This is a genomic window from Providencia sp. (assembly GCF_052096715.1).
Lineage (GTDB): Bacteria > Pseudomonadota > Gammaproteobacteria > Enterobacterales > Enterobacteriaceae > Providencia.
Map to the genome: position 1 here is coordinate 1 of NZ_JBQDNB010000025.1, position 24134 is coordinate 24134.

Below are 24134 nucleotides of genomic sequence, written 5' to 3' on the forward strand. Positions count from 1 at the left end.
TTTATTTTTAGTTAACTTAATCTTAATTAAGATTAGTTTTTATTGCTGATTTTTTAAAATACATCAAATTGATAATGAATTTTTTATAACCGTAATTTATTTTTTATTATTTAATACCTCAACAGTTTTTTAAAATCGACTATTTTCATATTACCATTATGGTACTTATCATTAACCTCAATGTTTTCATGCTATTATCCTCTATTTTACTAGACAAAATTCAAGACCTTACGTACACTAAATTTTCACTTAAAAAATGATAAGGAGTCCTAATGGTATTTTCTAAAGCAGAAAGAGCACCCTTCTAATAAATTTATTTTTTTATTAATTAGAAGGGATTAAACAATGCAATACATTAAATTTAATATTGAAACTTGGCAACGCAAAGAACATTTTCAATTATTTGAAGACCAACTAAACTGTGGATTTAGCTTAACCACAAAGATAGATATAACTCACTTAAAAAAATTCATACAATCTAAAGGTTATGGATTTTATCCTACTATCATTTATCTACTATCTAAAACCGTAAATAGATACGCTGAATTTCGGCTAGCAAAAAAAGATACTGAGCTAATTTTATGGGATATTGTTAGTCCAAACTTTACTATTTTTCATCAAGATACAGAGACCTTTTCATCTTTATGGTGCGAATACTCTGATGATATTGATATTTTTATGATGAATTATAATCAACAAATATCACTTTATAGTGACGACCTAAGCTTGTCACCACAACCAAAACAGATCGATAATATTTTCTACGTATCATCTCTACCATGGTTAACTTTCGATAGCTTCAATCTAAATATCGCGGATATTACAAAAAATTATGCCCCGATTTTTACGATGGGAAAATTTTTTTTAGACAATGAAAAATATTTATTACCGCTAGCGATCCAAGTTCACCATGCAGTGTGTGATGGCTTCCATGTAGCGCGATTTATTAATCAGCTACAGCTATTCTGCAATGAATTAACCGATTAATATTTAACTTATAAAGGGCTGGAGACGTCAACCTATCCCTCCCTTTTTTTGAAATATGAATTACATAAACAAAACCCATGACATAAAAAATATATCTCCCACTATCTCATTTTGGATGACATACTCCAACGGAGTGATTACCATTTTAATGGTACTGACAAGCGTCAGGGAGAATATATCAACTGTGTTTATTATTGGCATTATCTTTCCTTTTTCTATAAAAAAATAAAATATATTATGAGTAAATTCAATAAGATAAACAAAGTCCTTTGAAGGTTTATTAACTTATTACATTCTCTATAAAAATGCATTTTTGTCTATTTTTATTGGTGATGCTCGTACTATTCACCGATCAAGTTTATTTGCTAAGCACTGCTCTGTTTCTTTTTACTTACTAGTATCGTAACCCCCTCTGCTTCTGCTATTATATGTCCCCTTTTCAGGTATTTTCACCGAAAATAATTTTTAGTTTTTCATCTGTGAATTGTTCGATTACAGCGCTACTTCCAATTACAGCGTTCTATAGAGCTAAAGAGAACTACTGTACAACTACCGATAACAATTAAAACCTAAAAATACATTATTTTCAGAAACTTAAACAATAACTGACGACATTACCGAACAATAGAAAATGAATACTCAAAAAGAACAATATAGCTTTAATAAATTACAAAAAAGAATACGCCGTGATGTAGGTCAGGCTATTGCTGACTTTAACATGATTGAAGAGGGTGACCGCATCATGGTTTGCCTATCCGGCGGAAAAGATAGCTATACGTTACTTTCAATTCTACAAAGTTTGCAAAAAAGTGCGCCAATTTCATTCTCTTTAATTGTCGTTAATTTAGATCAAAAACAACCGGGATTTCCTGAGCATATTTTGCCTGAATATCTCAATACACAAGGTGTCGAATATAAAATTGTTGAAGAAAACACCTACAGTATCGTAAAAGAAATCATACCTGAAGGTAAAACCACCTGTTCTTTATGTTCACGTCTACGCCGTGGTATTCTATATCGTACAGCAAGTGAGCTCGGCGCCACAAAAATTGCACTTGGCCACCATCGCGATGATATATTACAAACAATTTTTTTAAATATGTTTTATGGTGGCAAACTAAAAGGAATGCCACCTAAATTAATGAGTGATGATGGAAAACATATTGTTATTCGCCCTCTTGCTTATTGCCGCGAAAAAGATATTGAACGCTTTGCTGAAGCAAAAGAATTTCCAATTATTCCTTGCAACCTATGTGGTTCACAACCTAACTTACAGCGCCAAGTTATTAAGGAAATGCTGAGAGATTGGGACAAAAGTCACCCTGGACGCATTGAAACTATGTTCCGTGCGACTCAAAATATCGTTCCATCACATTTATGCGATACTGAATTGTTTGATTTTAAAAATATTTCACATGGTGATGACATTATCAATGGTGGCGACCTTGCGTTTGATCGTGAAGAATTTCCAGTGCAAGCCGTAATCGATGAGGATGATAAGCCTAATTTTAATGCTGAACGTCTCAATGTAGTTGAAATAAAATAGCTTTCTAGCCATTCGCACTACTCTAGGTCTCACTAATAGCTTCTTATCTAGAAGCTATTATGAGTCAACAATACCACTTTTAATTGCTGATAATTATTCTCAAATTTCAGGCAAAAAAAAGCCGACATAATTTTGTCGGCATTACAGTGGTCAATTATTCTGTATAAAAACTCAATATGAGAAAAACTACAATTATGGAGCACAACGTTCATCGCTCAACGTTGCATTCACCTGCGGAACTAATAATGCACTAAAACTCTATTAGTTTTATTGATTTATCTCAAACTAGTTCCGTTTACCAAAAATAACTCGTCTTTTTTAGAGCCAACGACTTTTTCTTAGCCACCAAAATACAGTACCAATAAGACAGGCTAATAAAATACAAAAAGCACTAAAAGCAAATCTAAATTCACCACCAGGAATACCGCCTAAATTCACGCCAAATAATCCAGTCAAAAAAGTAGTCGGTAGAAAGATCATCGCCATTAATGACATCGTATAAATTCGTCGATTCATCATTTCTGTCATCATATTCGTGATTTCATCGGACATAATCGCCGTTCTAGCAATAAAACCATCTAAATCTTCAATACAGCGACCTAATCTATCTGAAATTTCTTGTAGTCGACGTCGGTCATCATCATCAAGCCATAATAGTTTTTCAGCCGTTAATCGCGACAACATATCTCTTTGAGGTGCCATATAACGGCGCACAACGATAATCTGTTTTCTCAACAGCGCTAATTCCCCTCTTTCCGGAATTTCGCCACGTAATATGTAATCTTCCATCTCGATTAAACGTTCGTGCAATGAATCAGTAAAATCACTAATTTCATCTGTAATTGCATCAGTGACCTCCACTAACCAATCACCCGTACTCTGAGCACCAATACCTTCTTTTAAATCGCCAATAACACTATCTAAGGAATTAACTTTTCGATGTCGACTAGATACAATTAAACGACTATTGATAAAAACGCGAAAGGCGACTAATTGCTCAGGGCGTTGCCCCATATTCGTATTCAGTGTTTGTAATGTAAGTAACACACCATCACCAACACGGATAATACGCCAGCGACCTGAATGACCTGAAAGCGCAGATTTAACCTGTTCGTTAAATAAATCTGATTGTTGTATCCATTGAAAACTATCTTGGTTTTTATAATCGTAGTGTAACCAAAATGGAGATTGCTGCGTTGCGCTCGCATTCACATCAATGGGAAGTAATCCACCGTCACCATTTAACTGAAATGCATGTACAGGATTTGAGTTTTGAAATAAAGAACCATAAACCAACGCCATGCAAATATCCCTTTTTATTAACAATAAGTTATTAATAATAGAATAAAAGAAAGATTGCAATATTTTCAACAAAAGGTTTTTTATCAATGTCTTTTTTTTGTGCTAAAAATAAGCGTTAACTGGCTGTTGAGTTAATAAATACACAGCAAAATCGTTAAAATCGCCATTTTTGCTAAAAATAATCACATTTTTTGACACAAACGAACAATAAAACTCAGAATAATTTCCTTATCATTCATATTGTAGTGTTTATTCCTTTTAGATTCTCCTTCCTTCTCTCCAGTGGGAGGAGCTTTTTTATCCTTATATCCTTATTTATCAAAATATTACTTTCTTTTTATTCTTTATTATAAAAATCAGCCCATACAAATATGGACTGAGTAGCACCATTAATGTTGAATAATATAAAAACTATGACTATAAGCAACATCCTCTGGATTCCCAATCGGATACCCTTTCAGCCATGGCTTAATTAAGCGTGCATTTGTATATTGGTAAATAGGTGCAATAGGTGCATCTTTTGCAATAATAGATTCGGCTTGATTATAGTAGCTATTACGTAGACCTTCATTCGTTTCAATATTTGCGGAAGAAATCACTTGGTCATATTGCTGGCTATTATACTTAGGAATATTGCCAGTATGTTTAGATGTCAATAATGATAGAAATGTAGAAGGCTCATTAAAATCGCCAATCCACGATGCACGAATCACATCAAAATTTCCCGTATTGCGGCTATCTATATACGTTTTCCATTCTTGATTAACGAGTTTAACCTGAACACCAAGCTTTTTTTTCCACATAGATGCGACTGCAATAGCAATTTTTTGATGGTTCTCCGAACTATTATACAATAATGTTAATTCTAAAGGATTCTGTTCACTATAGCCTGCCGCTTTTAATAACGCTTTGGCTTGCTGATCTGATTCTTTCTGTGAAAACTGAGAGCCTTTTAGCTGAGGTTTAAATCCATCAGTTACATCTGGTGTAAAATAATAAGCGGGTTTTTCACCCGTACCCAAAACTTTAGCCGCAATTAACTGACGATCAATCGTCATCGACAATGCTTTACGTACCCGTACATCATTAGTCGGCGCACGCTGAGTATTAAAGGCATAATAATATGTACCTAACTGATCCGGCGTAAACACTTCGTTAGGAATATCTTTCAATAATTTTTTATATCGTTGTTTCGGAAATGATTCCGTAATATCTAAGTCACCAGCTAAATAACGGTTAGTCGCTTGAGATTCTTGATTAATAGGAACAAATATCACCTTAGTAATAACTGTATTCTTATGATCCCAATATTGACGATTGGGCGTTAAAACAATTTTTTCGTTTACAACACGATCGGAAAGTTCAAATGCGCCATTACCAACTAAATTACCGACCTTAATCCAGTCAGCGCCAAACTTCTCAATGGTTTCACGGTGAACTGGAAATAAACTAAAGTTTGCCGTCAATGAAGGAAAATATGGCACAGGTTTATTTAAAACAATTTTTAATGTGTATTTATCAATAGCTTCTACACCTAGATTTTCTGCAGGTGTCTTACCATCAATAATTTCTTGTGCATTATTGATACCTGCAAGTGCGGCAAACCATGCAAACGGTGACGTGTTCGTTGGTGTAACAAGCCGACGCCAACTATATACAAAGTCATCTGCTGTAACTAATTCACCATTAGACCAACGGGCATCAGGGCGTAATTTGAAGATCCATACCTTATTATCTGTTGTAGTCCAGCTCAATGCTGCACCAGGAATCGGTTTACCTTGATTATCCTGATTAACTAAACCTTCAAATAAATCACGCATCACCTGTGCTTCTGTTAAGCCTACTGACTTAATAGGGTCTAATGACGCTGGTTCATCTTTGATATGACGAGTGACTTGCTGAACAACTGCCAATCGGGTGCCTTCGGGGACAATAGCGCCAATCGCAGGTGTAGTACCAATAATTGATGCCAATAATACAGCTAATGAGGTAAAAGTGTGTTTATGCATTTTATTTTTCTATATTGTTTTTGTTGTCAAGAGTCAGCTAAATATTCGACACATAAACATGAAGAAAATCAGCTAAGTAAGAAATAATAAAATTATAATTATCTAGCGACAAAATTTGACCAAATACCCAGCCTCGCGATCAAACTATAATTTATCTCTTTAGCATCATATGCTTTCGTTTATTAAAAATCCATATACGCCGCCTAATTTTTGGCTCACATAAACAAACATAAATAAAAAATTAAATAAATAGAATTCAATGTATTACATGTGATAAAAATAATAACCTCTTGTATCCATATCCTCATTTTTTGACGTACTTATTCGATTAAGTGAATTGAATGCAAAGAAACTAATACATAGGAAGACTCATTTTGTTACACTAGCTCTTAGAGTGCGACACAATAGCAACATAAGCATAAACACTAATTATCCTTAGGTACTGTGGCTCCAGACAATACCTAATGGTGTAATAGTTAATATGTATTAGCTATTCACATTGTCATGATTTACGTTATATAAATTATTGATGTAAGCGTTGTTCTTCCTAAGCATCTTGAGTTGCTGATTTATTAGGGGTCAGGTGACAACGCTCTATGTGAATTATTTTTAAGTGTAAGAATCGTATTAAAAGCACTCAGTTTGGTCAATCATAAATGTAAACTACGCAGTAATACTACTTAATCTGGATAAATCCCTATAATCGCAAAGGTTTTATTCAATCAAAGGGTTAAGTTGTTAATTACTCAACTTAGAACGGGAGAAAAATTCATGTCACAAACAGTTAAGTTAAAAGGAAATGACATTACAGTTAATGGTGTTTTTTTACAGCCTAGCGCACAAGCTAAATCATTTACTTTAGTCGCTAAAGATCTCTCTGAAGCAACACTTGAAAGCTTTCAAGGGAAACGTAAGATTTTAAATATTTTCCCAAGTGTCGATACAGGTGTGTGCGCTGCATCAGTTCGTAAATTCAATCAATTGGCAAGTGAATTAACCAATACGGTTGTACTATGTATTTCTGCTGATTTACCATTTGCTCAAGCACGTTTTTGTGGCGCTGAAGGTCTTGATAACGTAGTCACTTTATCTACATTCCGCAGCCCATCGTTTGCAGATGATTACGGTGTCGCAATTTCAAGTGGCCCATTGAAAGGTTTAACCGCTCGCTCTGTTGTAGTACTTGATGAAAACAACAAAGTGATTTATAGCCAACTAGTTCCAGAAATTACTGAAGAGCCTGATTATGACGCAGCTCTCAATAGTGTGAAATAATACAATACTTAGTGTATGACGATATTTAAAGTCATTCACATTTAAAATAAAACAAAGTAGCAGTTCAATAATTGTCTGCTACTTTTTTATTATCAATCTATATGGGCCCAGTATAATGGATGATGATTTTTTGCATTAACTACATTAGCAAACAGTTTATTTTCACTCATCATACTAATAAGTGAATGAGAGAGTGTACCTAATATTTTTAATGCTTGATCCTGTGTTACAGGGCAACAAGAAGTCAATATATCAATGATTAAATCTCTTGGTTTTCGGCCATTTTTAACCAATGCTTCCCAAGTAAACCGATTTTTTTTAGTTAAATATTTTACAGCCGCTTTATTCATTAAATAAAGTTCAGCAGCAGATGCCGCAGATTCAAACATATCACTTTTATAATGACGCTGATTCATGTATTCACGTAATTTCAGGTTTACAATAAAATTAATAGTGAATTGATCCATTGCAACTCCTTGTGGGCTCATCGCCAACTTTACGATATTGATTTTAATTTATTGAAATATATACCATTCATGATCTGCGTGCTTTTTATTAAATGACAATTAAATACATTCTCCCTCTTCTTATATAGCTATAGCAGAAAAAATAGGCTATTAGCAACAATCTTATTAGGGTTTTGTCGGTTATCTACAAGAAATTAATACGTAAAGAGGATAGAAAGGCTAAGTGGCATTCTCATATTTCATAGTACCTATAGCCTTGTTGAATAAATTAAATATATTTAAACGATATCAAAATTAATCAGGGAAATATCTGATCTCTAGACGTGTACCTTTTTTATCTTGATTAAATTCTAGATGTGTTTCACCACCAGCAAATACTTGTTCTATATTTAATTTCTCAATGCCATCCCAATTATAATTAACTGAGATGCAATTATCATTGCTGCATTTGGTTTCTAAATTTTTATTTAAAACTAGCTTACTACTAAGAAAAGATTGGTCGTCTTGTCCTAGCAAACTTCTGTATTTTTCATAAGCTTGAAGCAGTGATGCATTTTTAAAATAACATTCTGTCAGTGCGCCATTTTCATAAACATCCGCCATTTCTTGTTTTTGGCTCTTACACACTTTATCCAGCTAATGAGAGGGCTGACTATTTTGTGCCATAGAATAAAAACTAAAACTGAAAGCTAAAATAGTAATGCCAAATTGAATTTTTTTTCTCATTTTATTTACTCTTGCTCTTTTTTTGCACTTAATCCATATTCTCTTAATTTATTTGCTATAGCGGTATGGGATATATCAAGGCGCTTAGCAAGTTTACGAGTACTTGGATAATCTCGATATAAACGTGATAAAACAGAAGCTTCATATCGCTTAGTTATTTCATCTAAAGAACCATTTAATGAGTCAAGAGCAACATTCGGTACATTACCAACATCCGGTAATTGAATATCATCAGCCTCAAATAAATTTCCCTCTAACTGACTTAATCCTTGATAAAGTACATTACGTAATTGCCTAACATTACCGGGCCAATAGTAACGATTTAGAGATTCAAGGAGTGATGAAGCAAGTTTAGGTTCTGATATATTTAACTCTTTAGAAAAGCTTGAAACAAAGACTTTTGTCAGTGGAAGAATATCTTCTTTGCGTGAGCGTAACGGTGGAATTGTTAATGTTAATACATTAAGGCGATAATAAAGATCTTCCCTAAATTTTTTCTCAGCAACTAACTCTGGTAAGTTTTTTTGTGTTGCACAAATAACCCGCACATTAACTTTAACTTCACGCTCTTCCCCTACCCGTCTAAAAGTACCATCATTAAGAAAACGCAGTAATTTTATTTGCATTTGGGATGACATTTCAGCAATTTCATCAAGTAAAACGGTTCCACCATTTGCTTGCTCAAAAAAACCTTTTTTTCCCTCAACAGCATTCGGGTATGCTCCGGCTGCATAACCAAATAACTCGCTCTCAACGACATCATCAGGCATTGAGGCGCAGTTAAGGCCAAGGAACGGCGCATTGCCGCGTGAGCTATGTAAATGGCATGCTTTAGCTAATATATCTTTACCTGTCCCTGTTTCTCCGACTAACAATAAAGGCTCATCTAACAAGGCCACGCGCTTTGCTCGTTCAACAACCTGAGCCATCACGGGGCTAACAGCCACTATTTGTTCAAAACCATTATTATCAGCCTCAACAACTTGTTTACGCTGCTTTTCTAAAATAGCTGCTGACTTCAATAATAGAACAGCGCCAGTACAATGCGATTTACCATTTTCATCAGCCAAAATAATCGGTGTAACTTGCATTAAGTAATCGAAACCTTTTATCACTATTTTTTCCGTATATGGTTCTGGTGATTCACGTTCAAACCAACGCAGTAACCCATGGCTAGTGACCAGCTGTGAAAATGTTTTTTGTCTTATTTTAGCTTCATCATAACCAAATAATTGCAGTGTCATTGGATTAACCAGTTCAATGCTTAATTTATTATCAATAGACAAAACAGGTTCTGGAAATGAATTAAGTAACGCCCATACTGCTTTATGTTCCCGCTCTGATGGCATGAAAAAAATACGTCGGACATCAATTACACCATTGATCCGACGGATTTCAGCCATTAACGTACTAAAAACTTCAAAGTCAACGGGGGTAAAATTAAGGTATATCTTGCGCTCGACGGATATTTCGATGCCTTTTAGGTCGATATTTTGTAGCACTAAAAGATCCAATAATTCACGGGTTAGACCGATACGGTCTTGGCAAGTAACTTCGAGGCGCATGGGCATAAACCTTTCAAGAAAGAATATTGATTGGAGGCATTTTAGCGCCAAATAGAGTTGGAATACAGTAGTTGTGTCACATATTGTTGACAGTTTGTATTACGGGAGCTAACGAGATGCTTAAACTGATAACTTGTGATGATTTCACGAGTTAGAGCTGAAATAAGATTCAGGATCTATACGAAATAGAGCAGGATGAGAAAAACTGTCAACTCACCCTGCCAATCTCTTTTACATCTTATGATTTTTCTTTTTTACTTGGAATGGCATTTTTTAACTGTCCAATTAGTTGGCGACGAAAATCGGCTAATCGAGGTTTATCTTCAATCCACGGCAGTGGACGACAAAGCTCCATCGCCTTAATACCCAAGCGCGCTGTTAGCAGACCCGCACCAATACCTTGGGCTGCACGAGTTGATAAACGCGCAGTAATATCTTGAGACAGCCAATCCATTCCCACTTCGCGAATAAGCTCTGAAGCACCTGCAAAAGCAATGTTAATCAAGACCATACGAAATAATCGAATGCGGCTATAATAGCCTAATTCAATGCCATATATCGCGGCAATACGATTAATTAAACGAATATTACGCCAAGCAATAAATGCCATATCAACCATCGCTAATGGGCTAACCGCAATCATTAGTGCCGATTCAGCGGCTGAACGACTAATTTCTTTTCGTGCATGTTCATCAAGAACAGGCTGAACTAATTTACTATATAACTCAACTACTTCACGGTCATTATGGGTATCAAGTACCGTTGTATGCCAACGTTGAATAGCGGGATGCTCCGCAGAAAGTGCTGATTGTTTAGCCAATTTTTCACAAAAAGCTTTACCTTGACCCATGCCATGGCTATGAAGCAATTCACGCGCAAAATCACGCTCTTGTGCTCGTTCTCTTAATCGATATAATCGTCGCCACTCGCCTACAATCGAACCAACGCCAGCCACAATAATTAATCCACCCGCAGCCGCGGTACCTAATGCAGTCCAATCTTGCGTTATCCACGATTGATGGATCCAAATACCTAATTGAGCAACAACGCTAACCCCAAAAATTGCAGCTGCTGTGGTGACTAATTTACGCCAAAAGCTACGTTTAGGCTTTAATGCATCATTAATTAAGCTTTCAACTTCGCCGTCTTGATTATCTTGTTCAGCCTCAATATCCACCGGAATAAATTTTTCGAGTGTTTGTTCATCAAAAATTTGTGCTTTTTTGAGTATATCTTGCTGTTTTGCCTCATCAAGGTCTGCAAAATCAATTCGCTGTTTTAGTGGCTCACTCATTTCAATTTATCTCCCAATAAAAACTCAAGGGCACTATCCATACGAATGTGTGGTAATGGCTGATCAAGTGAAATTCGACGAGGCCTAAAGTTTTCAAACTGAAAACCTTGCTGCTGCCAAAAATGTGCATTGGGTAAACGTTTAGGCACTTCTCCTGGGTAAAATGTGATCGGTTGTCCATCAATTAAACGTTCACCTTTTAGCGCCGGCAGTTTTTCACCTTTATAATCAACAATACCACTTTCTGTTGCTTGTATTGACGCCAACCCTACGCAATCCATACTAATCCCTTCAAATGCGGCATTTTGCCAAGCTTCTTGGACTAGCTGTTGCAATAAAGAAACTAAATTTGCATGTTGATCCGAAGTCACATGGTCTGACTTGCTTGCGGCAAACAAGAGTTTATCAATACAAGGCGAAAACATACGTCTTAGTAAAGTTCGTTTACCGTAATGAAAACTACGCATGAGCTGAGTCAATGCCATTCTCATGTCATTAAACGCATCTGGGCCACTATTTAAAGGCTGTAAGCAATCTACTAAAACAATTTGACGGTCGAAACGTTGAAAATGATCTTTATAAAAACCTTTAACCACATGTTCACAATAATATTGATAACGACGTTGTAGCGCACCAATATTGGTATTTTTACCCGCCTGAGCCAGTTTTTTTTCACCGTACTTTTCGATATCTGGCCAAGGAAAAAACTGTAATGCTGGCGCACCCGCGAGCTCACCTGGTAAAACAAATCGACCGGGTTGAATAAAATGTTGCCCTTGTAATTTACACTCTTGCAAATATTCAGTATATGCATTTGATGTATCAGCTAAAAGGCTTTCATCTACAGGTGCTAATGGATCACATTTTTTACATAACTGTAGCCACTCATTGGCTAAATGTGCCCTTTTCCCCTTCAATAAAACGTTCATTTGACTCGACCAAGCCAAATAACTTAAATCAAGCATCGGTAAATCTAATAACCACTCGCCCGGATAATCCACAATTTCTACGTATAAAGCTGAATTATCAACAAAGTGACGAATAAAAGAATCATCTGAACGGTAATGTAACTTCAATCTAATTTCACTAACGCCACGCGTCGGTGTCGGCCATTGAGGCGGCGTGCCATAAAGTGAAGCAATACCTTCATCATAAGCAAATCGAGGCACCGATAAATCACGATGAGGAATACGTTTTACACCTAATATTCGTTTATCTCTTGCCGCTGAAAATAATGGCAAACGAGCGCCTGTGTTTACATTAAGCAGTTGGTTAACAAGGGATGTGATAAATGCCGTTTTTCCGCTACGACTAAGTCCTGTTACTGCAAGTCTTACATGGCGATCCACACCGCGATTCACCAAATCAGTCAATTCATTCTGTAGTCGTTTCATGATCGTCCCATTTTTCAATACTTTTATCATTAAATATAGCGACTTACTGAACTATTTCTATTACTTAAATTAGATTAATTTATTTTGTAGCTACAAATATTTTTCAATATTGGCTTTTATAAACAAAATAATTAGCAATATATCTTTTATCTTATCATTCGCTTAGTCAGCCGATTTAACAACCATTTACTACCAATAATCTTTAAAATTTTTCCAAAAATCCCGCCTGGTCCATAAGTAATCAATAGTGTTAATACCCATTTTAGACTCTTGCTAATAACTATTTTTTTCGTATGTTGCTTGAGCTTGTTGTTTGCATTTATTGGCATTATTCACAGTCCCAATTGGACAATAAAAACATAGGGAATACGGTATAAAACCCTATTCCCATAAATGTGATGGTGATACTATTTTTACAGATTACGGAATTTACTATTTACCGTATAAGTATCAGAGGTGACATAACGTTCGATTTGTCGAAGTTTCATTTCCCCTGATTTTAGTTGTGAATCTATTTGATTTAGTAAACTACTCACTTCTGGCCCAATATCTTGTTCAGCGCGATAACCGCTCGGGGCTGTCTCCACAACAAAACACATAATGATGTACACGATTAATGTAAGGCCAAAACTCATAAAAAGCGCTAACACCGCTAACGCTCGAACTAAAGCAACTGGTACATCTAAATATTCTGCGATACCTGAACAAACACCGCCAAAAACGCGTCTATCTGTTAAGCGATACAGTTTGCGGTTGCGCAAATTAGTCATTATCTTTGCCTCCAGTTAGGATGTTCCGCATCTAAAATATCTTCTAATGTTTTGATACGTTGCTGCATACGAGATGACTGCTCAGCTAATTGCATCAAACGTTGTACTTCATGATCGGTAAGCTGGCTCCCCTGCCCACTATTTCTTTTGCTGTAATGCAGCCACAGCCAAATAGGCAGAATAAATATGACAAATATGATTAATACGAGAGACAGAAAAAAATAGCCCATCACATTTCCTTATACTTATGGTTAGTTAATCCATTGCACTGGCGCAATGTTTACACTGCGCCTTGTGAATCAAAGTTAAGATATTATTACTGGTCTTTATTTATTTTAGCTTTAAGTGCAGCTAACTGCGCGCTAATTTCATCATCCGCTTTTAATTCTGCAAATTGTTGATCCAGTGATTTTTGTTTACCAATACCAAAACTTTGTGCTTCCCCTTCCATATGGTCAATGCGACGCTCAAACTGCTCGAAACGTGCCATTGCTTCATCTAGCTTACCACTATCTAACTGACGGCGAACATTACGGCTTGATTGCGCCGCTTCAAAACGTACAGTCATCGACTGTTGTTTAGCTCGAGTCTCTTGCAATTTACTTTCTAACTCAGATATCTCGCCTTTTAAGCGCGTTAATGTTTCATCAACAATAATCAGCTCATGTTTAAGCGTATCAACCATTGCGCTGACTTTTTGTTTTTCAATCAAAGCCGCACGCGCTAAATCTTCTTTATCTTTAACTAAAGCTAACTCCGCTTTTTCTTGCCATTGAGCAACTTGCTTTTCGCCCATTTCAATGCGGCGTTCTAAACCTTTTTTCTCTGCTAAAGTACGTGCAGATGTAGAACGTATTTCAACTAGCATATCTTCCATTTCCTGAATCATCAGGCGGATCATTTTTTGCGGATCTTCTGCTTTATCTAGCAGTGATGCGATATTTGCATTAATGATGTCGGCAAAACGTGAAAAAATTCCCATTATTTATGTCCTCTTGATGGATTTTATCATTCTGTAGAGCCTCAACCTGATTTTGGTTTCCAACCAATACCCGATGCTCCATAAATTACATTCTAACGATTAACAATAATTATATAGCAATCACTGTGCCAACTTTTGAAAAAATAAAGCAACATCTTGATTGTAAATATAAAAAAATATAATTTCCGATTATACTTAATCTGAACTATAGTTTACACCAAGGTGAAAAATACCAATAATTGGCGAAATAAACCATGAAAAACACTAACGATACCATTCTTGGTATTTCAAGTAACTTCCTTGATGTCCTTGAGCGAACTTCAGAGCTTGCACAACTAAATAAACCCATTTTAGTCATTGGCGAACGAGGTACAGGTAAAGAGTTAATTGCAGATAGGCTTCATTATCTATCCCCACGCTGGCAAGAAGCTTTTATCTCTCTTAATTGCAGCGGACTCAATGAGAACTTACTGGATTCCGAATTATTTGGTCATGAGGCGGGTTCATTTACTGGCGCACAAAAACGCCATCAGGGTCGCTTTGAGCGTGCAGATAAAGGAACTTTATTTCTTGATGAGCTCGCGACGGCTCCAATGTCTGTTCAAGAAAAATTATTGCGCGTAATAGAATATGGTGAATTAGAACGTGTTGGCGGTAGCCAATCATTACGCGTAGATGTGAGACTGATTTGTGCAACTAATGCCAATTTACCAGAACTCGCAAAGCAAGGTCATTTTCGTGCAGATCTACTCGATAGATTAGCGTTTGAAGTTATCCGTATTCCCCCACTCCGAGAGCGACTACCAGATATTCTTTTATTGGCTGAACATTTCGCTATTTTGATGTGCGGGGAACTAAAACGCTCTCATTTTAGTGGATTTTCATACCAAGCTAAACAAGCTCTCGAACAATACCAATGGCCCGGCAATGTGAGGGAATTAAAAAACGTGGTAGAGCGCTCAGTTTACCGCCATAACAATGCTGATACGCTTGTCGATACCATTATTTTTGACCCATTTGGTGAAAAACTGGCACCACTCACCGAGACGTTAGATTTAAATCAAATAACTAACACTATTTATCCTTCACTCCCTTGCGATCTACGCCAATGGCAACAAGATTCAGAAAAACAACTCATTCAAAATGCATTATCACAAAGTCATTTTAATCAACGCAAGGCCGCTCAATTGCTGTCCTTAAGTTACGATCAATTAAGAGGGTTGATTAAGAAACATCAAATTAAGTTATAATGAATTGATATAATTAATAAAACAGAATAGCTGATTAAAATTTTAGGCTTGGCTAATTATAATTATTAATAAACATTAAGCTTAGATGCCACTGAAAATAAGATAAAAAAAAGCCAGCACCCATGCTGGCTATAAATAAAACACTGTAAGCAATGTGAGCGATATCATGCCCCGTCTTCAAAAGCTTTCACTTAAGAGACAAAACGAATGATAATCGTTATCAGTGCTGTTTGCAAAATATTTTAATGCTATCTTCTTGTTATAAGACAAAATTTATTAAAAATTAAATAATTTCATTTAAAATCATAACGTTATGATATTTATCCTCAGTAAATTAGTATAATAATTAAGCATGAATTTTGCTTATACCCTGTCACTGCATTTTTACGCTACAATAGAGCAATTCCGGTTAACAATATCAGTGTTATGCGCCTATTAACTCTTTGGTTTTTATTTACAGTTTCTCTCTCGGCTTATGCCCTCAATACGGATATAAGCTACAAGGACACTATTGCCAATGATGTCCCGGCAGACATTCGCCAAAAAGGCTTTATTTACTGTGTAAATGGCGTCGTGACGACCTTCAATCCGCAACTTGTCAGCAGCGGATTAATTATCGATCCATTAGCTGCACAAATTTATGACCGCTTACTTGATGTTGACCCTTTTACTTATCGTTTAACGCCAGAGCTTGCTTCTCGTTGGGAAGTGCTTGATAACGGCGCAACCTATCGCGTATATCTCAGAAAAGACATTAAATTCCAAACTACGCCTTGGTTTACGCCAACACGCAATATGAATGCGGATGATGTTGTGTTCAGTTTTGCACGTATGTTTGAAGTTAATAATCCTTACCATTTTATCAATGGGGGGCGTTATCCCTATTTTGATAGTCTGCAATTTGCAGATAGCGTACAAAGTATTCGTAAAATTAATAATTTCACGGTGGAATTTCGCTTAAACTCACCTGATGCCTCATTTTTATGGCATTTAGCAACTCACTATGCACCTATTCTTTCTGCGGAATATGCTGATTACCTATCAGGACTTAATCGCCAAGAAATGATTGATTGGCGTCCAGTGGGTACCGGGCCATTTTACTTGGATGATTATCAAGCAGGTCAATTTGTTCGTTTGCTTAAAAATAGTCAGTATTGGAAAGGCGAACCTCGAATGGAAGAGGTCGTCATCGATATGGGTGCCGGCGGTACCGGTCGAATCTCTAAATTACTCACCGGTGAATGTGATGTCTTAGCTTATCCTGCCGCTAGCCAATTAAAAGTATTGCGTGATGACCCTCGATTACGTATTTCAATGCGCTCAGGAATGAATATCGCTTACCTCGCCTTCAATACCAGTAAACCTCCGCTTGATCAGCTGAAGGTTCGCCAAGCTATTGCTTATGCAATCAATAATGAGCGATTAATGCAATCTATCTATTATGGGACTGCTGAAACTGCGGCATCGATACTACCACGCGCATCTTGGGCTTATGATAATCAAGCAAAAATTACTGACTATAATCCTGAGCTGTCCAAACAAATGCTCAAAGACATGGGGTTAGAGAATTTAAAACTCGACTTGTGGGTTCCGATTGCATCTCAATCATACAACCCTAGCCCATTGAAAATGGCCGAACTTATTCAGGCTGATTTGGCACAAGTGGGTATTGTGATGAATATCCGTTCAGTTGAAGGGCGCTTCCAAGAAAACCAATTAATGGATAGATCCCACGATATGACGCTTGCGGGTTGGACGACGGACAGTAATGACCCTGATAGTTTTTTCCGCCCATTATTAAGCTGTGCCGCGATTGGTTCTCAAACAAATTTGAGTCATTGGTGCGATCCAAACTTTGATTCAGTACTGCACAATGCCCTACTAACGCAACAGCTTGCTGATCGTATTGACTATTATCACCAAGCGCAAAAGATTCTTGGTGAAGAATTACCTATCTTACCTTTAGCTTACTCATTACGTTTGCAGGCTTATCGATACGATATGAAAGGACTTGTGATCAGTGCGTTTGGAAATGCCTCTTTCGCGGGTGTTTATCGTGAGATGGAAAAAATCAGCACACCAAAACGCAAAAAACAGGAGCCGCAGCCATGATTATTTACTCTCTTCGGCGTCTGTTATTATTACTTGTCACTATGTTTTTTTTATCATTAGTTAGTTTTAGTTTAAGCTACTTCACACCAAATGCGCCTTTAAGTGGTGCATCGCTATTTGATGCTTATTTATTCTATTTTGATGGATTATTGCATTTTGATTTTGGCGTATCGAGTATTAATGGTGAACCAATATCTGAACAATTAAAAGACACATTCCCTGCTACAATGGAGCTGTGTATATTAGCTTTTATTTTCGCCTTAGCTGTCGGTATTCCACTGGGTATGATAGCTGCGTTTTGGCGTAATAAGCCGATTGATATAGCGATTAGTACCTTCGCTTTATTAGGTTTTTCAATACCCGTATTTGTTCTGGCTTTAATATTAACGTTATTTTTCTCATTGCACCTTGGCTGGCTACCCGTATCAGGAAGAATTGATTTACTATATAACTTAAAATCCGTGACTGGCTTTGCCTTGATTGACGCATGGATTTCAGACTCACCGTATCGTAACGAGATGATTATTAACGTATTAGAACACATGATATTACCCGTTTTAACTCTCGCATTAGCACCAACAACGGAAGTTATCCGATTAGTCAGAAACAGCACCGAAGAAACCGCCAGCGCTAACTATATTAAAGCTGCCGCGACACGGGGCTTATCACGAATGAAAATAATACGTCGTCATATTTTCCATAATGCCATCCCACCAATTATTCCTAAGTTAGGTTTACAATTTTCGACTATGCTAACATTGACGATGGTTACTGAATTAGTCTTTAACTGGCCTGGGCTTGGCCGTTGGCTTGTTACTGCGGTACGCCAAGAAGATTACTCTGCAATTTCTGCGGGTGTAATGTTAATTGGTGCGTTAGTCATTGCAGTCAATGTTCTTTCCGATATTTTAGGTGCGATGATGGACCCCTTGAAACATAAGGATTGGTATGTCCTCAGATAATTATTATCGTGAACAAAAAATGCCATCCCCAACTCGGGTGGTCTGGAATATTTTTTCATCCGATATCCTTTCAATGGTCGGTTTCTTTGGTGTATTACTTTTATTAATATTATGCTTTGTAGGTGTTTACCTCGCACCTTACGCCCTTGACCAACAATTTTTAGGGTATCAGCTCACACCACCGTCATGGTCGCACTATGGTGATGTCGCATTCTTCTTTGGGACTGATGATCTCGGCCGTGATATTTTAAGCCGTTTACTTATTGGAACAAAATCAACTTTTGGCTCTGCGCTACTAGTCACTTTTATCGCAACCATTATTGGCTTGGTTCTCGGTTGTCTAGCCGGAATGACTCGCGGACTTAAATCCGCGATATTTAATCATGTCCTTGATACATTACTTTCAATCCCCTCACTGCTACTTGCTATTATTGTTGTTGCATTTATGGGGGCAAGCTTAGAAAATGCCATGCTCGCTATTTGTTTAGCATTAATCCCGCGTATGGTTAGAACGATTTATGTGGCAGTACATGATGAACTCGATAAAGAATATATTGTGGCTGCACGCCTTGATGGTGCGTCAAATATCTTTATTTTGTGGTATACCGTACTCCCTAATATCACCCCCATTTTAGTCACCGAACTAACTCGCGCACTGTCAATTGCAATACTAGATATTGCTGCTTTAGGCTTTCTAGACTTAGGTGCGCAGCTTCCTTCTTCTGAATGGGGAGCGATGCTAGGCGACACACTAGAATTAATTTATGTCGCACCTTGGACCGTTATTTTACCTGGTGTCGCCATTATGATAAGTGTTTTATTCGTCAACCTACTTGGCGATGGTTTACATCGTGCAATCAATGCAGGGGTTGAATAATGCCACTTCTAGATATTCGTAATTTAACTATTGAGTTTATGACAGCCAATGGGCCGGTTAAAGCGGTTGACCGTGTATCGATGACTTTATCCGAAGGTGAAGTCCGTGGTCTTGTCGGCGAATCAGGTTCGGGCAAAAGCCTTATCGCTAAAGCAATTTGCGATGTAACAAAAGACAATATTCGCGTAACGGCAGATCGCTTCCGTTTTCAAGATATAGACTTATTAAAACTGAGTCCACGTAAGCGACGTAAGTTGATTGGACACAACATCTCCATGATCTTTCAAGAACCGCAGTCTTGTCTCGATCCTGCTGCCGATATTGGAAAACAATTAATTCAATCAATTCCAGGTTGGACATATAAAGGCCGGTGGTGGCAGCGATTTAATTGGCGTAAACGCCGTGCTATTGAGCTGTTACATCGGGTCGGTATCAAAGATCATAAAGATATCATGCGGAGTTACCCCTATGAGCTTACTGATGGCGAGTGCCAAAAAGTCATGATAGCTATTGCCATCGCTAATCAACCACGATTATTGATTGCTGATGAGCCCACTAATGCCATGGAATCCACTACGCAAGCTCAAATTTTTCGTTTATTAGATAAACTGAATCAGAATAATAATATGACTATCTTACTTATCAGTCATGATATGCAAATGATGTCAAAAATTGTTGACCGCATCAATGTGCTTTATTGTGGTCAAACTGTTGAAAGCGCAACGCCTGAAGATATTCTTCAACGCCCTCGCCATCCTTATACACAAGCCCTGATCCGTTCTATCCCTGATTTTGAAAGCCCTATCCCTCATAAAGGGAGATTAAATACGTTACCTGGCGCCATCCCATCCCTTGAGCATTTGCCTATTGGTTGCCGCCTTGGCCCTCGCTGTCCTTACGCACAGCGAACTTGTATTGTTGCGCCACCGCTGCGTAATATTAAAAACCATCTTGTCGCATGCCACTATCCACTTAATACAGAGGAGCCGTCATGATGGAAACCTTACTTGAAGTACGTAATTTGACAAAAACCTTCCGTTTCCGAGAAGGATTATTTCATCGTCATTCACTACAAGCTGTTAAACCATTAAGTTTTAATCTACAGGCAGGTCAAACGCTAGCTATTATTGGTGCTAATGGCTCAGGAAAATCAACATTAGCTCGTATGCTATCTGGTGTAACAGAGCCCACCAGCGGTGAAATATCAATCCAAGGACATCGCTTAAGTTTTGGTGATTATGGCTATCGTAGCCAACGAATTCGCATGATATTTCAAGATCCGAGCACATCTCTTAATCCACGTCAGCGCATTGGTCAGACGTTAGAACTCCCCTTAAAGCTCAATACTGATTTAACTGGCATTGAGCGAGAAAGGCGTATCATACAGACACTGCGTCAAGTTGGATTACTACCCGATCACGCTGAATATTATCCACATATGTTAGCTTCTGGACAAAAACAGCGTGTAGCCCTTGCCCGCGCACTTATTTTGCAACCTGAGATAATCATTGCGGATGAAGCACTCGCTTCATTAGATATGTCAATGCGCTCACAAATCATTAATTTAATGTTAGATTTACAAGCTAAACAGGATATTGCTTTTATTTATGTAACACAGCATCTAGGCATGATGAAGCATATTAGTGATAAAATGCTAGTCATGGACAAAGGTGAAGTGGTCGAGCGTGGTAATACTGCGGAAGTTTTAGCGGCTCCTTTGCACGATGTGACCCGCAAACTTATCGAAAGCCACTTCGGAGAACCCCTTTCCATTGATGCATGGCGACAAGATATTTAATCCCTACTCATCTTTATTTTTGTCACCTAAGGCCTTTAACGCGCTATCGTCACATTCGCTTTGATATGTTTCAGGTGTACAACAATGGTGAATGTGACAATAACAAGTAACGACCATGCGCCCCATTTTCCTGCGTGAACCATCGACCAAGCGCCTATCTGATTAGGGTATTGCCAAACACCAAAGAAAGTACCGAAATTTTCCGCAAGCCAAATAAAGAAGCCTATCAGCATAAATGCTAATAATAGTGGCATTCTACGCTCTTTATCGAGTGGTGTATAAAACACCATGCTACGTGCATACAAACCAAAAATAAAAGCTGCTAAGTACCACCGATAATCATCTAAATAATGGTGACTAAAAAAATTAATATAAATTGCTAATGCAACTAATGTTGCCATCCAATATGGCGGATAGTGCTCAATGCGAACCTTAAAAAAGCGCCAAGATTGTATAATGTAACTACCGACCGCTGCATACATAAATCCCGTAAATAACGGCACTCCCCACAATTTAGTATAGGCTTCATCTGGATATTGCCACGAAGCAATAGAAGCTGACGTTTTAAATAATTCCATCATAAAACCAACTAAATGAAAAACACAAATAGCCTTAAGTTCATCCCACGTCTCTAATTTTGACCAAACAAGTAAAGCTTGGAATGTAACAGCGAAAGCTAGCAACACATCATAGCGCGGAAGCCCTAATATTCCTTTTGCGGGTACTAAGAACAATGTTAAGAAAAAAAATCCAGCGAACAAGCATGAACGCGCATTAATAATGCCAAAGAACCAAAATTCTAAAATAAAACGTTTAAGTCCGGTGCTATTATTTGGCTTATGAGCCATTAAAATGTGGTCTAGTTTGCTGAGAAAATTTAATTTTTGGCACAGGCTTATCATTTAACTCACTCACTTATTATTTCATGGCTGCTATATAACATCTTGGTTACTATATAGAGTAAGCTGCAAATTTTAGCAGAGAATTTTTATTTGTAAGTAAGGTAACTATCTTAAAAGATGGAATATTCCCCACTTTATACAGAAAAAAACAAATGTAATTCCATTGCAATACACTTAAGTGATATATAATCTATTCATACCATAAATTTCTCTCGCACCCGATGACAATCTCATAACACAAAGTAGTGATATACTGTAAAGAGTATTAGGCTATTTATTATCTGGTATCCATTACATTACGTAGGAGTTTTATGATGAAATTGTATTACGCTCCAGGAGCTTGCTCTCTTTCTCCTCACATTATTTTGCGCGAAGCTGGGCTAGATTTCAGCATTGAACGCGTTAATCTTAAAGAAAAAAAGGCCGAGAAAGGTGAAGATTTCTTAGTAATCAATCCCAAAGGTCAGGTTCCTACCTTAGTACTTGATAATGGTGACCAATTAACTGAAGGCGCAGTCATTGTTCAGTATATTGCGGACCAAAAACCAGATAGAAATCTGATAGCGCTTCCAGGTTCAATGAAACGTTATCATCAATTAGAAGCATTAAACTTTATTTCTACTGAATTACATAAAAATTATGGCGCGCTATTTTCACCAAATAGCCCTGATGAAACTAAAGAAATGGCTAAAACAACATTATTAAAGAAATTTAAATATGTTGATGACGTACTGGCAAAACAGGCATTTTTTGCGGGTGATAACTTTAGTGTCGCTGATGCTTATTTATTTACAGTCTCTAATTGGGCGAAAATAGTAGGTGTAGACTTAAGCCAACTAACTCACCTTACAAGTTACCTTGCTAAAATCGCAAAACGCCCGAAAGTTCAAGAAGCACTAGAAGCTGAAGGCTTGATTTAGATTTTAAGCCACCAAAATAAATACAGCGCCTATATTCGGCGCTGTTACTAAAATAATCAAATCAAAAAATAATAGTTAATCTAATTGCGTTGCACAAAATTTATGCTCTGGATTAACCATTTTGTCTTGTGCAGCGACGAGCTGTAGCTCGTACTCACCCATTTCTTTTGTTTTAATCATGACTTCATATACAGCAGCAGCTACATGTTCTAGTGCTTTATCTAAAGGTTCCCCTTTCAATAAATTTACTAACATAAGACCACTAGTCAAATCACCAACACCTACTGGCTGTTTTTCACCAAAATCAACAAGTAGACGACTCACATGCCAACTTTGTTTTTCAGTCACTAAAATCATTTCAAAACGATCAGCACGATAACCTGCTCGGCTGAGGTGCTTCACTAAAACTATTTTAGGGCCTTTTTGACATAATTCACGAGCTGCCATCACGGCTTGCTCAACGGAATTAATATCTTGTCCAGCTAATGTCTCTAACTCCAATAAATTTGGCGCAATAACATCACTAGCTTTCAATGCTTGATTACAAAAGAATTCAGCAACACCTGGTGCGACAATACAACCCTTTTCAGGATGACCCATAACAGGATCACAAAAGTAAATTGCCTGAGGATTCGCTGTTTTAACTTTTTGCACAATCGCCAGAATGTCATTTCCCTGCTCAGGCGAGCCAATATAACCACTTAATACTGCATCACAAATTTCTAATTTATGAATTTGAGCAAGTCCATTAACAATATCAGTCAGATGTTGTGCAGGAAATACACTGCCTGTCCATTGTGGGTATTGTGTATGATTTGAAAATTGCACGGTATTAAGAGGCCATACATCTACACCCATACGGCACATTGGGAATACAGCAGCACTATTTCCTGCACGACCGAAAACAACGTGGGATTGTATTGATAATACGCTTTTCATTGAGAACCCAGAGAATTGTTATATCGAATGAAGAGAAATCAGTGATTAGCCATTGCT

22 protein-coding genes are annotated in these 24134 nt (G+C 37.2%); 10 read left to right on the forward strand and 12 right to left on the reverse strand.

Annotation, left to right across the window (positions count from 1 at the left end):
- Nucleotides 1-345: 345 nt before the first annotated feature.
- On the forward strand, nt 346-987 hold the full coding sequence (catA, locus tag ACTH6U_RS16430) for a type A chloramphenicol O-acetyltransferase (RefSeq protein WP_294349912.1): 642 nt from the start codon (nt 346-348) through the stop codon (nt 985-987).
- Nucleotides 988-1618: 631 nt separating this feature from the next.
- Entirely contained in the window at nt 1619-2533 is a 915-nt protein-coding gene (gene ttcA / locus ACTH6U_RS16435; RefSeq protein WP_441832665.1) for a tRNA 2-thiocytidine(32) synthetase TtcA, read from the forward strand.
- A gap of 318 nt (nt 2534-2851) precedes the next feature.
- Here ttcA and zntB read toward each other — a convergent pair whose 3' ends face one another.
- Both zntB and ACTH6U_RS16445 read right to left on the reverse strand, forming a co-directional pair.
- Entirely contained in the window at nt 2852-3835 is a 984-nt protein-coding gene (zntB, locus tag ACTH6U_RS16440; protein ID WP_294110859.1) for a zinc transporter ZntB, read from the reverse strand.
- 389 nt (nt 3836-4224) lie between these two features.
- A complete protein-coding gene (locus ACTH6U_RS16445) occupies nt 4225-5844 on the reverse strand; it encodes a peptide ABC transporter substrate-binding protein (RefSeq protein WP_441832666.1) in 1620 nt (539 codons plus the stop codon).
- 771 nt (nt 5845-6615) lie between these two features.
- On the opposite strand from ACTH6U_RS16445, the gene tpx reads away from it, so the two are divergent.
- Nucleotides 6616-7119 (forward strand): thiol peroxidase, encoded by a 504-nt coding sequence (gene tpx, locus ACTH6U_RS16450; protein ID WP_434718833.1) that lies wholly within the window; start codon nt 6616-6618, stop codon nt 7117-7119.
- A gap of 92 nt (nt 7120-7211) precedes the next feature.
- Here the strand turns inward: tpx and ACTH6U_RS16455 are convergent, their stop codons facing one another.
- The 8 genes from ACTH6U_RS16455 to pspA form a co-directional block, all read right to left on the reverse strand.
- The gene (locus tag ACTH6U_RS16455) at nt 7212-7586 is read right to left on the reverse strand and encodes an ATP-binding protein (RefSeq protein ID WP_336431075.1); all 375 of its coding nucleotides are present in this window, start codon (nt 7584-7586) and stop codon (nt 7212-7214) included.
- Between the two features lie 294 nt (nt 7587-7880).
- Complete coding sequence (locus ACTH6U_RS16460; protein WP_441832667.1) at nt 7881-8213, reverse strand: hypothetical protein; 333 nt, start codon at nt 8211-8213, stop codon at nt 7881-7883.
- A gap of 104 nt (nt 8214-8317) precedes the next feature.
- Nucleotides 8318-9877 (reverse strand): transcriptional regulator TyrR, encoded by a 1560-nt coding sequence (gene tyrR / locus ACTH6U_RS16465; RefSeq protein ID WP_294110868.1) that lies wholly within the window; start codon nt 9875-9877, stop codon nt 8318-8320.
- Between the two features lie 238 nt (nt 9878-10115).
- Nucleotides 10116-11171 (reverse strand): YcjF family protein, encoded by a 1056-nt coding sequence (locus ACTH6U_RS16470; RefSeq protein ID WP_294110872.1) that lies wholly within the window; start codon nt 11169-11171, stop codon nt 10116-10118.
- Complete coding sequence (locus ACTH6U_RS16475; protein ID WP_441832668.1) at nt 11168-12565, reverse strand: YcjX family protein; 1398 nt, start codon at nt 12563-12565, stop codon at nt 11168-11170. Before ACTH6U_RS16475 ends, ACTH6U_RS16470 begins: the two co-directional genes overlap by 4 nt.
- Before the next feature lie 413 nt (nt 12566-12978).
- On the reverse strand, nt 12979-13335 hold the full coding sequence (pspC, locus tag ACTH6U_RS16480; protein ID WP_294110876.1) for an envelope stress response membrane protein PspC: 357 nt from the start codon (nt 13333-13335) through the stop codon (nt 12979-12981).
- Entirely contained in the window at nt 13335-13565 is a 231-nt protein-coding gene (pspB, locus tag ACTH6U_RS16485; protein WP_294110877.1) for an envelope stress response membrane protein PspB, read from the reverse strand. Before pspB ends, pspC begins: the two co-directional genes overlap by 1 nt.
- An 86-nt stretch (nt 13566-13651) precedes the next feature.
- Complete coding sequence (gene pspA, locus ACTH6U_RS16490; protein WP_294110881.1) at nt 13652-14317, reverse strand: phage shock protein PspA; 666 nt, start codon at nt 14315-14317, stop codon at nt 13652-13654.
- Between the two features lie 254 nt (nt 14318-14571).
- On the opposite strand from pspA, the gene pspF reads away from it, so the two are divergent.
- The 6 genes from pspF to sapF all read left to right on the forward strand — a co-directional run bounded on the left by pspF (nt 14572) and on the right by sapF (nt 21316).
- A complete protein-coding gene (gene pspF, locus ACTH6U_RS16495; protein ID WP_294110883.1) occupies nt 14572-15567 on the forward strand; it encodes a phage shock protein operon transcriptional activator in 996 nt (331 codons plus the stop codon).
- Nucleotides 15568-15993: 426 nt separating this feature from the next.
- Complete coding sequence (gene sapA / locus ACTH6U_RS16500; protein WP_336431077.1) at nt 15994-17679, forward strand: ABC transporter substrate-binding protein SapA; 1686 nt, start codon at nt 15994-15996, stop codon at nt 17677-17679.
- The gene (sapB, locus tag ACTH6U_RS16505; RefSeq protein WP_294110886.1) at nt 17676-18641 is read left to right on the forward strand and encodes a putrescine export ABC transporter permease SapB; all 966 of its coding nucleotides are present in this window, start codon (nt 17676-17678) and stop codon (nt 18639-18641) included. Before sapA ends, sapB begins: the two co-directional genes overlap by 4 nt.
- Nucleotides 18628-19518, forward strand: a complete 891-nt coding sequence (gene sapC, locus ACTH6U_RS16510; protein WP_294110888.1) for a putrescine export ABC transporter permease SapC — start codon at nt 18628-18630, stop codon at nt 19516-19518. The genes sapB and sapC overlap by 14 nt, the downstream gene beginning before the upstream one ends.
- Nucleotides 19518-20513, forward strand: coding sequence for a putrescine export ABC transporter ATP-binding protein SapD (gene sapD / locus ACTH6U_RS16515; RefSeq protein WP_336431078.1), 996 nt, complete (start codon nt 19518-19520; stop codon nt 20511-20513). The genes sapC and sapD overlap by 1 nt, the downstream gene beginning before the upstream one ends.
- A complete protein-coding gene (gene sapF, locus ACTH6U_RS16520; protein ID WP_294110890.1) occupies nt 20510-21316 on the forward strand; it encodes a putrescine export ABC transporter ATP-binding protein SapF in 807 nt (268 codons plus the stop codon). Before sapD ends, sapF begins: the two co-directional genes overlap by 4 nt.
- A gap of 35 nt (nt 21317-21351) precedes the next feature.
- Here the strand turns inward: sapF and ACTH6U_RS16525 are convergent, their stop codons facing one another.
- Nucleotides 21352-22164 (reverse strand): DUF817 domain-containing protein, encoded by an 813-nt coding sequence (locus tag ACTH6U_RS16525; protein ID WP_434718829.1) that lies wholly within the window; start codon nt 22162-22164, stop codon nt 21352-21354.
- Between the two features lie 368 nt (nt 22165-22532).
- Between ACTH6U_RS16525 and gstA the strand changes: the two genes are divergently transcribed.
- Nucleotides 22533-23138, forward strand: coding sequence for a glutathione transferase GstA (gene gstA / locus ACTH6U_RS16530; protein WP_441832682.1), 606 nt, complete (start codon nt 22533-22535; stop codon nt 23136-23138).
- A 75-nt stretch (nt 23139-23213) separates the two neighbouring features.
- Here the strand turns inward: gstA and pdxY are convergent, their stop codons facing one another.
- Entirely contained in the window at nt 23214-24077 is an 864-nt protein-coding gene (gene pdxY / locus ACTH6U_RS16535; protein WP_441832669.1) for a pyridoxal kinase PdxY, read from the reverse strand.
- Between the last annotated feature and the right edge of the window lie 57 nt (nt 24078-24134).

Coding starts and splice junctions, on each gene's coding strand:
- ACTH6U_RS16525 (WP_434718829.1), bottom strand. CDS start 22,164: ATGGCTCATAAGCCAAATAATAGCACCGGACTTAAACGTTTTATTTTA.
- gstA (WP_441832682.1), top strand. CDS start 22,533: ATGAAATTGTATTACGCTCCAGGAGCTTGCTCTCTTTCTCCTCACATT.
- tyrR (WP_294110868.1), bottom strand. CDS start 9,877: ATGCGCCTCGAAGTTACTTGCCAAGACCGTATCGGTCTAACCCGTGAA.
- pspA (WP_294110881.1), bottom strand. CDS start 14,317: ATGGGAATTTTTTCACGTTTTGCCGACATCATTAATGCAAATATCGCA.
- ACTH6U_RS16475 (WP_441832668.1), bottom strand. CDS start 12,565: ATGAAACGACTACAGAATGAATTGACTGATTTGGTGAATCGCGGTGTG.
- catA (WP_294349912.1), top strand. CDS start 346: ATGCAATACATTAAATTTAATATTGAAACTTGGCAACGCAAAGAACAT.
- sapC (WP_294110888.1), top strand. CDS start 18,628: ATGTCCTCAGATAATTATTATCGTGAACAAAAAATGCCATCCCCAACT.
- ACTH6U_RS16445 (WP_441832666.1), bottom strand. CDS start 5,844: ATGCATAAACACACTTTTACCTCATTAGCTGTATTATTGGCATCAATT.
- pspC (WP_294110876.1), bottom strand. CDS start 13,335: ATGACTAATTTGCGCAACCGCAAACTGTATCGCTTAACAGATAGACGC.
- ACTH6U_RS16455 (WP_336431075.1), bottom strand. CDS start 7,586: ATGGATCAATTCACTATTAATTTTATTGTAAACCTGAAATTACGTGAA.
- sapA (WP_336431077.1), top strand. CDS start 15,994: ATGCGCCTATTAACTCTTTGGTTTTTATTTACAGTTTCTCTCTCGGCT.
- sapF (WP_294110890.1), top strand. CDS start 20,510: ATGATGGAAACCTTACTTGAAGTACGTAATTTGACAAAAACCTTCCGT.
- sapD (WP_336431078.1), top strand. CDS start 19,518: ATGCCACTTCTAGATATTCGTAATTTAACTATTGAGTTTATGACAGCC.
- ACTH6U_RS16470 (WP_294110872.1), bottom strand. CDS start 11,171: ATGAGTGAGCCACTAAAACAGCGAATTGATTTTGCAGACCTTGATGAG.
- pspF (WP_294110883.1), top strand. CDS start 14,572: ATGAAAAACACTAACGATACCATTCTTGGTATTTCAAGTAACTTCCTT.
- pdxY (WP_441832669.1), bottom strand. CDS start 24,077: ATGAAAAGCGTATTATCAATACAATCCCACGTTGTTTTCGGTCGTGCA.
- zntB (WP_294110859.1), bottom strand. CDS start 3,835: ATGGCGTTGGTTTATGGTTCTTTATTTCAAAACTCAAATCCTGTACAT.
- sapB (WP_294110886.1), top strand. CDS start 17,676: ATGATTATTTACTCTCTTCGGCGTCTGTTATTATTACTTGTCACTATG.
- tpx (WP_434718833.1), top strand. CDS start 6,616: ATGTCACAAACAGTTAAGTTAAAAGGAAATGACATTACAGTTAATGGT.
- ttcA (WP_441832665.1), top strand. CDS start 1,619: ATGAATACTCAAAAAGAACAATATAGCTTTAATAAATTACAAAAAAGA.
- pspB (WP_294110877.1), bottom strand. CDS start 13,565: ATGGGCTATTTTTTTCTGTCTCTCGTATTAATCATATTTGTCATATTT.